Genomic DNA, 12,729 nt, shown 5'->3' on the forward strand with positions numbered 1-12,729 from the left:
CCGTGGTTTCAGGAACCCCGGCGTCCCGCCGCCAGCAGTCGCTGATACACAAACTCCAGTACATCCAGCAGACGCTGATCCAGCTGTCGCCAGGCCAGGCCCAGGCGCACCAGCCATGCGCTGAACAAACCCACCAGGCAACCGCCAAGAATATCGAAGGGGAAATGCACGCCCAGGTAGACCCGCGCCCAGCTCACCAGCACGGCCAGGGCCAGCATGACCAGCCCGGTCTTGCGCAAGGACGCCAGGATCAGGGCAAAAGCCATGGCGAACATGCCGCTGGCGTGGTCGCTGGGGAAAGAGGCTCCAGGCGCATGGGCGAGGAAATTCTGCCCCAACTCCAGCATGAAGGGCCGCGGATGAAACCACAGGCCACGGATCACCAGGTTGCAGGCCAGGGCGACCACGATGCTCGAGGTCGCCAGCAGGACGATCATTTTCTGCCGGCGCTCGCCAAAGACCCAGAGCACCAGGAGCAGCAGCGGGACACAAAGGACCACCCACTGGGCGAGAAAAATCGCCAGTTCACGCATCGGCAGCGATGCCTCGGCGCTGGCATTGATGGCCAGGAACAGGCTGCGATTGAGTTCTTCCATTCAGGGGCTCGCGATCAACGTCAAAAGGACGACGTCCAGGCTTTCCCGGACCACTCCTGAGAGCCTTGACGCCCGGCAGGCAGGGCAATGCCCGGAATAGCTCCCGGGCAAAGGTCGATAAAGATGTCGGGGGAAATCGACAGGGGCCGCGCGGCCCCTGGGTGCAGCCGCTAAAAGACTTAAACCGCCATCGGCGCGGTCATCGGCGCGTGGTGTTCGTAGCCTTCCAGGGAGAAATCGCTCGGCTCGATCAGTTCCAGCCATTCAGGCTGGTAGACGCCAGTCTTGGCGAACTCCGGCACGCGCTCGGAAATCACCAGCTTGGGCATCGGGAACGGCTCGCGCTTGAGCTGTTCGTTGAGCATGTCCAGGTGGTTTTCGTAGACGTGGGCATCACCGATGAAATAGGTGAACCAGCGCGGCGTGTAGCCGGTCAGGCGGCCGATCAGGCTCAGCAGCGCGGCGCCTTCGGTGAGGTTGAACGGCGTCCCCAGCCCCAGGTCGTTGGAGCGGATGTAGAGGGTCAGGGAGATTTCCCGGGTCTCGACATTGGGGTGGAACTGGTACAGCAGATGACACGGCGGCAGGGCCATTTCATCCAGCTGCGCGCAGTTCCAGCCGTGGAACAGGATTCGCCGGCTGCCCGGGTCGTTGATGATGGTGTCAACGCACTGGCGCACCTGATCGATGGCCTTGTACAGCACCACGTAACCCTGGCCGTCTTCCTCGCCGGCGGCGATCTGCCGGTAGCCCTGGCTCAATGCCAGGTCAATGGCGGCCTGGTTGCTGGTCTTGATCTGCTTGTAGGCCGGCCACTTGCGCCACTGCACGCCGTAGATCTCGCCCAGATCGTCATCGCCCTGGCGGAACGGGTTGGCCAGCCACTGAGCGTTTTCGTTGGCGTTCTGGTCCCAGACCTTGCAGCCCAGGGCACGGAACTCGGCGGCGTTGTTCACCCCGCGCAGGAAGCCGACCATCTCGCCGATGGCCGACTTGAAGGCCATCTTGCGGGTGGTGATGGCCGGGAAACCTTCCTTGAGGTCGTAGCGCAGCATGGCCCCGGGAAAGCTGATGGTGTTCACACCGGTGCGGTTGGCCTGCTTGGTGCCGTTGTTGATGACGTGGGCCACCAGATCAAGATATTGCTTCATGAATTACCTGCATCCTTGAACCCGGGGCACGCCCCGGGATTCGAATTTATTGCGCCGCGCTCTGGGCCGGAGCGCGATGATAAGCCAGCCAGATCAGTCCCAGGCCGCCGAGGATCATCGGCACGCACAGAACCTGACCCATGGTCAGCCAGTTCCACGCCAGGTAGCCCAGCTGTGCGTCCGGCACCCGGACGAACTCGACGATGAAACGGAAGATCCCGTAGAACAGGGCGAACATACCGGAAACCGCCATGGTCGGCCGAGGTTTGCGCGAGAACAGCCACAGGATCAGGAACAACGCCACGCCTTCCAGGGCGAACTGATACAACTGCGACGGATGACGCGGCAACTGCGCCGGATCGCTGAACGGCGGGAAGATCATCGCCCATGGCACGTCGGTGGGTTTGCCCCACAATTCGGCGTTGATGAAATTGCCGATTCGCCCGGCACCCAGGCCGATTGGCACCATGGGCGCGACGAAGTCCATCAGTTCGAAGAAAGTCTTGTTGTTGCGCTTGCCGAACCACCAGGCCGCCAGCATTACTCCGATGAAACCGCCGTGGAACGACATGCCGCCCTTCCATACCTCGAAGATCAGGGTCGGGTTGGCCAGATAGGCGCTGAGGTCGTAGAACAGCACGTAACCCAGTCGCCCACCGACGATCACCCCCATGGACATCCAGAACACCATGTCCGAGAGCTTCTCCTTGCTCCAGGTCGGATCGAAACGGTTCAGCCGGCGCGACGCCAGCAACCAGGCGCCGCCAATGCCGATCAGGTACATCAGGCCGTACCAGTGGATTTTCAGCGGGCCGATGGCCAGCGCTACCGGATCAATCTGCGGGTAAGGCAGCATTGCGACTCCTCGTAAGGGTTAGAACTCAAATGTCCCGGGGCAAACTGCCAGCCCAGGATTAAGCCAGGATTGCGTCACCACTCAGAACAGGAAGCTGATCCCCACGCAGAACAGTAGCGCGGCGAACAAGCGTTTCAACAGGCGTGGCGACAGTGTGTGGGCCAGGCGCGCGCCAATCCGGGCGAACACCATGCTGGTCAGGGCAATGCCCAGCAGCGCCGGCAAATAAACGAAGCCGAGACTATGAGCCGGAAGCTGCGGATCATGCCAGCCCAGAATCATGAAACTTAAGGCGCTGGCCAGGGCGATGGGCAAGCCGCACGCCGAGGATGTAGCCACCGCCTGCTGCATCGGTACGCTGCGCCAGGTGAGAAACGGCACCGTCAGCGAACCGCCGCCAATGCCGAAGATCGCCGAAGCCCAGCCGATCACACCGCCGGCCGCCGCCAGCCCCAGCTTGCCGGGCACCTGGCGACTGGCCTTGGGCTTGAGCTCCAGGGTCATCTGCAAGGCCACCACCAGGGCGAAGACGCCGATAATTTTTTGCAGGTGCGGGCCGGAAATCGCTTCGGCGGTCAGCGCGCCGAAACCGGCTCCCAGCAGGATGCCCAGGGCCATCCAGGCAAAGATTGGCCAGCGCACCGCGCCACGGCGATGGTGTTCGCGAACGGCGTTGACCGAGGTAAAGATGATGCTGGCCAGAGAAGTGCCGACCGCCAGATGGGTCAGCACCGAGGCATCGAAGCCTTGCAGGGTGAAACTGAACACAAGCACCGGGACAATGATGATCCCGCCGCCCACGCCGAACAGCCCGGCCAGCACACCTGCACAGGCGCCCAGCAGCAGATAGAGCAGAAATTCCATGGGAGCATCCGAAAATAAGACCGGCATGGTAACGGATGCGCCGCCCCGGACTCCACTGGATGGCGATGGATACCCATTGGATCTGTGCGTAAAGTGGGCAAAAACACACAGGGGGCCACCTTAATGTGCTTGATCGTATTCGCCTGGCGGCCGGGTCATGCTCAGCCACTGATCGTCGCGGCCAACCGTGACGAGTTTTACGCCCGGCCCAGCCTGCCCCTGGGGCAATGGCCGGAGTCGCCGCAGATCCACGCCGGACGCGACCTGGAGGCCGGAGGCACCTGGCTTGGTGTCGGTGCCAATGGCCGCTTTGCCGCCCTGACCAACATCCGCAACCCGCATCAGCCCCCGGCACGACGCTCCCGGGGCGAACTGGTGGCGCGCTTTCTCGCTGGCGACGTAGCCCTGGAAGATTATCTGCACGATGTGGTGGGACGTTCGGTGGAGTACGCCGGGTTCAACCTGTTGCTGGGCACAGCTGAGCAACTGTGGCACTACAACGCTCAGGATGTGCAACCGCAAATGCTCAAGCCCGGCGTCTACGGCCTGTCCAATGCCGGGCTCGATACGCCGTGGCCCAAGCTGCTCAAGGCCAAGGCCGCGCTGCAGGAAGTGCTGTCCAATCCACAACCCCAGGCCCTGCTGGCGTTACTCAGCGATCCGCACACCGCGCCCTTCGCCGAACTGCCGGACACCGGAGTGGGTTTGGCTACGGAAAGCCTGCTGTCCAGCGTATTCATCGCCAGCCCCAGCTACGGCACCCGCGCCAGCACCGCGCTGATCGTCAACGCGGACGGCTCGCGGCATCTGCTGGAGCGCAGTTTTGGCCCTTATGGCGGGCATCTGGGAGAGGTCGAGCTGAAAGTGTGAAACGTTCGCCAGCCAGCCGGCTCCTACACAGGCCGTTGTAGGAGTCGGCTGGCCGGCGAAGCAAATACTTCGATTACAGGGTCTTGCTCGAAGCCGGATTGATCATCCGTGCCAGGCCGAGTTTCTTCAGCGCCAATTGCAGCGAGCTGTGGATAACTTGCGGGTTGTCGATGGTCATCATCTCGTCCAGCAGTTCCTTGGCTTTGCTCATGTTGATCTGACGCAGCATCCACTTCACTTTCGGCAAGTTGGTGGCGTTCATCGACAGGCTGTCGAAACCCATGGCCATCAGCAGCACCGCCGCCGCCGGATCACCGGCCATTTCGCCACAGATGCTCACCGGCTTGCCTTCGGCGTGGGCGTCACGCACCACGTTCTGCAGCGCTTGCAGCACGGCCGGATGCAGGTAGTCGTAGAGGTCGGCGACCCGCGGGTTGTTGCGGTCTACCGCCAGCAGGTACTGGGTCAGGTCGTTGGAGCCCACCGAGAGGAAGTCCACCTGGCGCGCCAATTCCCGGGTCTGATACACCGCCGCCGGAATCTCGATCATCACCCCCACTGGCGGCATGGGCACGTCGGTGCCTTCATCGCGGACTTCACCCCAGGCACGGTGGATCAGGTGCAGGGCTTCTTCCAGCTCATGGATACCGGAAATCATCGGCAGCAGGATGCGCAGGTTGTTCAGGCCCTCGCTGGCCTTGAGCATGGCCCGAGCCTGCACCAGGAAAATTTCCGGGTGGTCGAGGGTCACGCGGATGCCGCGCCAGCCGAGGAAGGGGTTGTCTTCCTTGATCGGGAAGTATGACAGCGACTTGTCGCCACCGATGTCCAGGCTGCGCATGGTCACCGGTTGCGGATGGAAGGCCGCCAACTGCTCGCGATAGATCGCCAGCTGTTCTTTCTCGCTGGGAAAGCGCTGGTTGATCATGAACGGCACTTCGGTGCGATACAGGCCTACGCCCTCGGCACCGCGCTTCTGCGCCCGGGCCACATCGGCCAGCAGGCCGGTGTTGACCCACAGCGGCATGCGGTGGCCATCAGGGGTGATGCAAGGCAGGTCGCGCAATGCGTCCAGGCCCTGGGCCAGTTGCCGCTCTTCTTCCACCACATCGGCGAACTGCTTGCGCAGCACGTCACTGGGGTTGGTATAGACCTCGCCGTGATAGCCGTCGACGATCATCTGGATGCCATCGACCTTGGAGTACGGCAGGTCGACAAGGCCCATCACCGTGGGAATGCCCATGGCCCGGGCCAGGATGGCCACGTGGGAGTTGCCCGAACCCAGCACCGAGACCAGCCCCACCAGCTTGCCTTCCGGCACTTCGCCGAGCATGGCCGGGGTCAGTTCTTCACTGACCAGGATGGTGTTGTCGGGGTAGACCAGGGTCTGCTGGCGCTCTTCCTGCAGATAGGCCAGGAGCCGCCGCCCCAGGTCCTTGACGTCCGAGGCGCGCTCGCGCAGGTAGGCGTCGTCCATCAGTTCGAAACGGTTGACGTGATCGGTGACCACTTGGCGCAACGCACCCTGGGCCCATTGCCCGGTCTTGATCACGGTCTTCACTTCGCTGCCCAGGGAGGCGTCGTCGAGCATCATCAGATAGACGTCGAACAGCGCGCGCTCTTCCGGACGCAGTTGGGTCGCGAGTTTTTCCGACAACGCCCGCATATCGGCGCGCACCCCTTCCAGGGCGGTCTTGAACAGCGCCAGTTCAGCGTCGATGTCGGTGATGTATTTGTCCGGGACCACATCCAGATCAGCCGGTGGCAACATCACCACCGCGCTACCTACCGCGGCGCCGGGGGAACCTGGCACGCCGACAAACTTGGCTTCCTGAATACCCTTGCCCTGACGCCCCAGGCCGCGGATCGAACCGGTGGCCTCGGCGTGGGCGATCACCCCGGCCAGTTGCGCGCTCATGGTCACCAGGAAGGCTTCTTCGCCCTCATCGAACTGGCGGCGTTCTTTCTGCTGGATGACCAGAACACCCACTACGCGGCGATGGTGAATGATCGGGGCGCCGAGGAACGAGGCGTAACGCTCCTCACCGGTTTCGGCGAAGTAGCGATAACGCGGGTGATCGGCGGCGTTTTCCAGGTTGAGGGGCTCTTCCCGCGTGCCCACCAGGCCCACCAGGCCTTCGTTGGGGGCCATGCTGACCTTGCCGATGGAACGCTTGTTCAAGCCTTCGGTGGCCATCAGCACAAAACGGTTGGTTTCCGGGTCCAGCAGATAGACCGAGCAGACCTGGCTGCCCATGGCCTCTTTGACGCGCAATACAATAATCCCTAACGCCGCCTTGAGATCCTTGGCGGAGTTAACTTCCTGGACGATCTTGCGCAGCGTATTGAGCATGGCTCGGGGTCGAACTCCGTCGTCAGTCGCGCACTAAAAGGCGCGGGGCAAGCTCTTTGAGAGCGCGGCGATACACTTCGCGCTTGAATGTCACCACCTGGCCCAACGGATACCAATAACTGACCCAGCGCCAGCCATCGAATTCCGGTTTACCGGTCAAATCCATCCGCACCCGCTGCTCGTTGGAGATCAGGCGCAGGAGAAACCATTTCTGTTTCTGGCCGATGCACAGCGGCTGGCTGTGGGTCCGGACCAGACGCTGCGGCAAACGATAGCGCAACCAGCCCCGGGTGCAGGCGAGAATTTGCACATCTTCGCGCTCCAGCCCTACTTCTTCGTTCAACTCGCGATACAAGGCGTCTTCCGGCGTCTCGTCGGGGTTGATGCCCCCTTGAGGAAACTGCCAGGCATCTTGATTGATACGGCGAGCCCATAGCACCTGTCCGGCATCATTGGTCAGAATGATCCCGACATTGGGGCGGAAACCATCGGGGTCGATCACGGCTACAACCTCGCAAACGCATGTCGCCGCATTGTTCCACAAAGCTTGGGAATGCAGCAACGAGGCTGCTTACCTTATGTGCACTCTTGTGAAAAGACCGTATTCTGGGCACCTTTTTCCGCGACTTTTCAGCGAGTAACTGCAATGCGCCTGGCTTTATTCGACTTGGACAACACGCTTCTGGGCGGCGACAGCGACCACGCCTGGGGCGACTACCTGTGCGAGCGGGGCTTCCTCGACGCCGTCGCCTACAAGACCCGCAACGACGAGTTCTACCAGGACTACCTGGCCGGCAAACTCGACAACGCCGCCTACCTGAACTTCTGCCTGGAAATCCTCGGCCGCACCGAGATGGCCGTGCTTGAGCAATGGCATCGCGACTACATGCGCGACTGCATCGAGCCCATCCTGCTGCCCAAGGCCCAGGCCCTGCTGGCCCAGCACCGCGAGGCCGGCGACAAGCTGGTGATCATCACCGCCACCAATCGTTTCATCACCGCGCCGATCGCCGAGCGCCTGGGGGTGGAACACCTGATCGCCACCGAATGCGAAATGCAGGACGGCCGCTACACCGGACGCAGCACCGACGTACCGTGCTTCCGTGAAGGCAAGGTCATCCGCCTGCAGCGCTGGCTGGAAGAAACCGGTCATGACCTGGAAGGCAGCTACTTCTACAGCGACTCGATGAACGATCTGCCGTTGCTGGAGCAAGTGGCCACCCCAGTGGCCGTCGACCCTGATCCAAACCTGCGGGCCGAGGCTCTGAAGCGCGGCTGGCAGGTGATCAGCCTGCGGGATTGAGCGCTGCGCCGGCTCCTACAAGCCGTAGGAGCCGGCTTGCCGGCGAAGGCTGCTAAACCGGCTTGGCCACCATCAGATAGAAAATCGCCATGAAGGCCAGAAACGCCGGCCAGCCCAAGGCGAACCACCAGCGCATGTAAAGATTGGCCCGCAGTGGCATCGGCACGCCGTCCCGCAGCGCCTGCTCAGCCATCTTGTGCACCCGGATCTGCAACCAGACCACCGGCAACCAGCACAGCCCCGCCAGGACATAGAGCCCCAAGCTCCACATCAGCCAGGCTTGCTGGATCGGCCAGCCCGCCAGATGCACCAATCCCAGCCCACTCAACGGCTGGAAGACGGCCGTCGTTGCAGTAAAGGCCCAATCGGCGAACACCAAATGCTTGAATGTCACGGCAATCACTTCCAGCTTGCCGCTGCGCCAGGCCCGCAGTGCGTAATAGGCCGAGCCCGCGCCGAGGCCGAAAAGAACGGTCGAGGACAGGATATGCAGGGTTTTCAACAGCAGATAAGCACTCATCGACGGGGTTCAGTCCACAACAGCCATAGGGTCGCCACCATCAGCACCAGGTTCTTGGCCACGGCGGCATAAGGGTCAAACCAGAAATGCGGCAGGATCAGACTGATGATCAGGGTGTAGCCGAGCATCAGTGCGAGCTGCGCCTGCAGGGCCCGCCGGCGCCAACGCCGCAGCAGCAGACCGACACCCAGCACCGCGTCGCAGAGCGATCCCGCGATCACCGCCAGTACCGCCCAGGCGCCCTGCACCCCGGCCTCGGCCATGATCCGCAAGCCCCAGTCATAGCCGGGACCGATGCACACCACCGCCGTACCCAGCCAGATCAGCACCATGACCGCCAGCAGCAACGGTCGCAGGGCCAACTGGGTGCTCTGCGCGGCCTGCGGCCAGTCTTGCAGCCGGGCTGCCAAGGGCGCGGCGTGATAACCGCAGACCGACGCCAGTACTTCAGGGTCCCCCAGGTTGTCGCAACGGGCCATGCTCAGGCTCTGCCGGTTCAGGGCCCGCCAGCCCAGGCGCTCCCCCACCCTTGCGACCAGCGCCAGGACCACTGAGGGCAACTGGAAGTAGCGCGCCGGGGCCCAGCCCTGAGCCGCACGCAGACGATCCAGCAACTGCGCCATGGTCAGCCGTTCAGGGCCAACCAGCGGCAGCACCATGGACTGCGCGGGCCATTGTCCGATCAACGCAAGCACGGCAGCACTCAGGTCATCCACATGCAGGGGCTGCATTCGAGCCTTGGCGGACAACAACGGAATCAGCGGCCAGGGCGACAGCCGGGCCAGCCAGCCACTGCTGGCGCCACCCGCACCGAGCACCAGGGATGGCCGCAACACCACGGCCGGAATCCCCAGGCGCAGCAGGTAATCATCCGCAGCCGCCTTGCTCGCCAGAAACGGCACTTGCGGCTGCTGGCCGGCGCCCAAGGCGGAAATCTGCAACACCCGCACACCCCGGGCCGCCGCCAGATCAAACAGCGCACGAGTCCCCAGATCCTGAGTCAGGGTCAACGCCTGGGCATCATTGCTCAACAACCCGGCAGCGTTGATCAACAGGTCGGTATCAGCGGGCAAGTCAAAAGGCTGGGGCTCAAGGCCCAGGCGATCGAGGTCCAGTTGCCGCCATTCCACGCCAGGCAGACTCCGGGTTTGCCGATGGCGACTGGTGGCGATGAGCTGATGGCCGGCGGCGTGCAACGCCGCCAGCAGATGACGGCCGACAAACCCTGTCGCCCCCACCAGAACAACCTTCATGGCAATCCTTAAGACTTAGACCGGCTTGGCGCCCATGAGGCCAGCAATGGTGACGAAACACACCGCACTGAAGATTGCCAGCGCCAGGGTGAAGGTCAGGCCACTGGCCGCCTTGGCCAGACGCAGGCGGTTGAGGCGCACCATCAGCCAGAGCCAGGCCAGAGCGCCCAGGGTGTAGAGCACACTGGAGCCCAGAATCCAGGTCTGCCCCAGCGGCCAACCCACCAGATGCACCAGCCACCAGCCGCTGAATGGCAGGGCCAGCAAACCCACCGCAAGCAGCAGCCAGCCGAACAGTCCCGGGCGGTGCAGCACGCGGCTGTAGACCGTCGCATCACCTTGGCGGCGCAAGCGCCAGACCCAGATCGCCAAACCCAGCGCACTGCCCAAGAGCAGCACGGTAGCCAGCACATGAAGCGTCTTCAGCGTGGTCAGTGTTTCCATGTTCTCGCTTCCTTAAGGCTCCGATCCTCAGCGTAGTCGCTCAGCCGAGGAACAGCTGATAAGCCGGGTTATCGCTTTCATCCCAGTACGGATAGCCGATCTGCTCCAGAGCCGCCGGTACCAGATGACGTTCATCGGCCGGTACTTGCAGGCCGGCGACCACTCGGCCATCGGCCGCACCATGGTTACGGTAATGGAACATGGAGATGTTCCAGCGCCCGCCCAGTTTGTTGAGGAAGTTGAACAATGCCCCCGGACGCTCCGGGAACTCGAAGCGCAGCACCACTTCGTCGCTGACCTTCTCGGCATGGCCACCGACCATGTAACGGATATGCAGCTTGGCCAGTTCGTTGTCGGTCAGGTCGATCACCGGAAAACCCTGCTCGGTCAGGCTGGCGACCAGGGCGCTACGTGGATCATTTTCCGGGTGGGTCTGAACGCCGACAAAGATATGGGCTTCGCTGCCGGTGTTGTAGCGGTAGTTGAATTCGGTGATCTGACGCTTGCCCACCGCCTCGCAGAACGCCTTGAAGCTGCCCGGTTTCTCGGGAATGGTTACGGCGATGATGGCTTCGCGGCCCTCGCCCAGCTCGGCGCGCTCGGCGACGTGGCGCAGGCGGTCGAAATTGACGTTGGCCCCGGAATCGATGGCCACCAGGGTCTGCCCGGTGATACCGCGCTGCTCGACGTACTTCTTGATCCCCGCAACGCCCAAAGCGCCGGCAGGTTCGGTGATCGAGCGGGTATCGTCGTAGATGTCCTTGATTGCCGCACAGATTTCATCGGTGCTGACGGTGATCACTTCATCCACATAGTCCTTGCAGATATCGAAGGTGTGCTGACCGATCTGCGCCACCGCCACGCCGTCGGCGAAAATGCCCACCGTCGGCAGCACGACCCGCTCACCCGCTGCCATGGCCGCTTGCAGGCAGTTGGAGTCATCCGGCTCGACACCGATCACCTTGATCTCAGGACGCAGGTACTTCACATAAGCGGCAATACCGGCAATCAGCCCGCCGCCGCCCACCGGCACGAAAATCGCGTCCAGTGGCCCCGGGTGCTGACGCAGAATCTCCATGGCCACAGTGCCCTGCCCGGCAATGGTGTGGGGATCGTCGTAAGGGTGGATATAGACGTAGCCTTTTTCATCCACCAGCTTCAGCGAATAGGCCAGCGCTTCGGGGAAAGAGTCGCCATGCAGCACCACCTTGCCGCCGCGGGAGCGCACGCCTTCAACCTTGATCTCCGGCGTGGTCTTGGGCATCACGATGGTGGCCTTGACCCCCAGCACCTTGGCCGCCAGGGCCAGGCCTTGAGCATGGTTGCCCGCCGATGCGGTGACCACGCCACGGGCGCGTTCGGCGTCGCTGAGTTGGGTCAGCTTGTTGTAGGCGCCGCGAATCTTGAACGAGAACACCGGCTGCAAGTCTTCGCGCTTGAGCCAGACCTGATTGCCCAGCCGCTCGGAGAGCTGGCGGGCAGTCTGCAATGGGGTTTCTACGGCAACGTCATAAACGCGCGAGGTGAGGATCTTCTTGACGTACTGTTCGAGCATCGGAAAGCATCACTGAGCGGGTTGGGCAGGGCCAAGGAGTCTAACCCAGCGTTTGCCCGGGCGACCACACGAATACAGAGGTTTTAGCCGGCGCCCTCGCCGCCCTACCCCGTATTGCCAACTCTCCCGCCCGGCCTGGCCGATTAGCCAAACGGGCAATGACCGGATCTGTCGCGGCGCCTATAATGCCGGCCTTTGTGCCCCCCCATTGCCCGCTTCGGAGCCCGCATGACCCAGGATCAACTCAAACAGGCAGTCGCCCAGGCCGCCGTCGACCTTATCCTTCCGAAACTCGATGACAAGAGCATCGTCGGGGTCGGCACCGGCTCCACCGCCAACTGCTTCATCGATGCCCTGGCCCTGCACAAGGGCGCCTTCGATGGCGCCGTAGCCAGCTCTGAAGCCACCGCCGCACGCCTCAAGGGCCACGGCATTCCGGTGTACGAGCTCAACACCGTCAGCGACCTGGAGTTCTACGTCGACGGTGCCGACGAGAGCGACGAGCACCTGAACCTGATCAAGGGCGGCGGCGCAGCCCTGACCCGGGAAAAGATCGTGGCCGCCGTGGCCAAGACCTTTATCTGCATCGCCGACGCCAGCAAGCTGGTACCGGTGCTGGGCAACTTCCCACTGCCGGTTGAAGTGATCCCGATGGCCCGCAGTCACGTAGCCCGCGAGTTGGTAAAACTGGGCGGCGACCCGGTGTACCGCGAAGGGGTGATCACCGACAACGGCAATATCATCCTCGACGTGCACAACATGCAGATCACCAACCCGGTGGAGCTGGAGCGCCAGATCAATGCCATCGTTGGCGTGGTCACCAACGGTCTGTTCGCCGCGCGCCCTGCGGATGTACTGCTGCTGGGTACGGCCGAAGGGGTGAAAACCCTCAAGGCCTGAGCCTGCCCTGCGGGTAGGCTCAGGCTTGCCGGCGAAGGCCGTCCCAAGGGCCTCTTCGCTGGCA

At 62.9% G+C, this 12,729-nt stretch carries 13 protein-coding genes; 3 read left to right on the top strand and 10 right to left on the bottom strand.

Going from position 1 to position 12,729, the window contains the following annotated elements:
* Nucleotides 1-8: 8 nt before the first annotated feature.
* The 4 genes from PQT43_RS17960 to PQT43_RS17975 form a co-directional block, all read right to left on the bottom strand.
* The gene (locus PQT43_RS17960; RefSeq protein ID WP_110594299.1) at nt 9-596 is read right to left on the bottom strand and encodes an undecaprenyl-diphosphatase; all 588 of its coding nucleotides are present in this window, start codon (nt 594-596) and stop codon (nt 9-11) included.
* 179 nt (nt 597-775) lie between these two features.
* Nucleotides 776-1,747, bottom strand: a complete 972-nt coding sequence (locus tag PQT43_RS17965) for a thymidylate synthase (RefSeq protein WP_015637397.1) — start codon at nt 1,745-1,747, stop codon at nt 776-778.
* A 46-nt stretch (nt 1,748-1,793) separates the two neighbouring features.
* Nucleotides 1,794-2,603 carry a prolipoprotein diacylglyceryl transferase gene (gene lgt, locus PQT43_RS17970; RefSeq protein ID WP_102862122.1) on the bottom strand — a complete coding sequence of 270 codons (810 nt, stop codon included), beginning with the start codon at nt 2,601-2,603 and terminating at the stop codon, nt 1,794-1,796.
* Between the two features lie 81 nt (nt 2,604-2,684).
* Entirely contained in the window at nt 2,685-3,467 is a 783-nt protein-coding gene (locus tag PQT43_RS17975) for a sulfite exporter TauE/SafE family protein (protein WP_102862123.1), read from the bottom strand.
* Between the two features lie 123 nt (nt 3,468-3,590).
* Between PQT43_RS17975 and PQT43_RS17980 the strand changes: the two genes are divergently transcribed.
* Nucleotides 3,591-4,337, top strand: coding sequence for an NRDE family protein (locus tag PQT43_RS17980; RefSeq protein ID WP_272754380.1), 747 nt, complete (start codon nt 3,591-3,593; stop codon nt 4,335-4,337).
* Nucleotides 4,338-4,410: 73 nt separating this feature from the next.
* On the opposite strand, the gene ptsP is transcribed toward PQT43_RS17980, so the two are convergent.
* Both ptsP and PQT43_RS17990 read right to left on the bottom strand, forming a co-directional pair.
* Entirely contained in the window at nt 4,411-6,690 is a 2,280-nt protein-coding gene (gene ptsP, locus PQT43_RS17985; protein WP_102862125.1) for a phosphoenolpyruvate--protein phosphotransferase, read from the bottom strand.
* A gap of 22 nt (nt 6,691-6,712) precedes the next feature.
* Complete coding sequence (locus tag PQT43_RS17990) at nt 6,713-7,192, bottom strand: RNA pyrophosphohydrolase (protein WP_011064073.1); 480 nt, start codon at nt 7,190-7,192, stop codon at nt 6,713-6,715.
* 144 nt (nt 7,193-7,336) lie between these two features.
* Here PQT43_RS17990 and PQT43_RS17995 point away from each other — a divergent pair, with 144 nt between their 5' ends.
* Nucleotides 7,337-7,993 carry an HAD family hydrolase gene (locus PQT43_RS17995; RefSeq protein WP_102862126.1) on the top strand — a complete coding sequence of 219 codons (657 nt, stop codon included), beginning with the start codon at nt 7,337-7,339 and terminating at the stop codon, nt 7,991-7,993.
* A 52-nt stretch (nt 7,994-8,045) separates the two neighbouring features.
* On the opposite strand, the gene PQT43_RS18000 is transcribed toward PQT43_RS17995, so the two are convergent.
* From PQT43_RS18000 to ilvA, 4 genes are read right to left on the bottom strand one after another with little or no spacing between them, the layout of a single operon-like run.
* Nucleotides 8,046-8,513, bottom strand: a complete 468-nt coding sequence (locus tag PQT43_RS18000; protein ID WP_102862127.1) for a DUF2269 family protein — start codon at nt 8,511-8,513, stop codon at nt 8,046-8,048.
* On the bottom strand, nt 8,510-9,766 hold the full coding sequence (locus PQT43_RS18005; protein ID WP_110594296.1) for an SDR family oxidoreductase: 1,257 nt from the start codon (nt 9,764-9,766) through the stop codon (nt 8,510-8,512). Before PQT43_RS18005 ends, PQT43_RS18000 begins: the two co-directional genes overlap by 4 nt.
* Before the next feature lie 15 nt (nt 9,767-9,781).
* Nucleotides 9,782-10,210, bottom strand: coding sequence for a DUF2269 family protein (locus PQT43_RS18010; protein WP_102881203.1), 429 nt, complete (start codon nt 10,208-10,210; stop codon nt 9,782-9,784).
* 40 nt (nt 10,211-10,250) lie between these two features.
* A complete protein-coding gene (gene ilvA, locus PQT43_RS18015; protein ID WP_110594292.1) occupies nt 10,251-11,765 on the bottom strand; it encodes a threonine ammonia-lyase, biosynthetic in 1,515 nt (504 codons plus the stop codon).
* 228 nt (nt 11,766-11,993) lie between these two features.
* Between ilvA and rpiA the strand changes: the two genes are divergently transcribed.
* Nucleotides 11,994-12,665 carry a ribose-5-phosphate isomerase RpiA gene (rpiA, locus tag PQT43_RS18020; RefSeq protein ID WP_110652449.1) on the top strand — a complete coding sequence of 224 codons (672 nt, stop codon included), beginning with the start codon at nt 11,994-11,996 and terminating at the stop codon, nt 12,663-12,665.
* Nucleotides 12,666-12,729: the final 64 nt, after the last annotated feature.

Origin of the sequence: Pseudomonas sp. BLCC-B112, from assembly GCF_028550695.1 — a bacterium.
Classification (GTDB): Bacteria; Pseudomonadota; Gammaproteobacteria; order Pseudomonadales; family Pseudomonadaceae; genus Aquipseudomonas; species Aquipseudomonas danubii.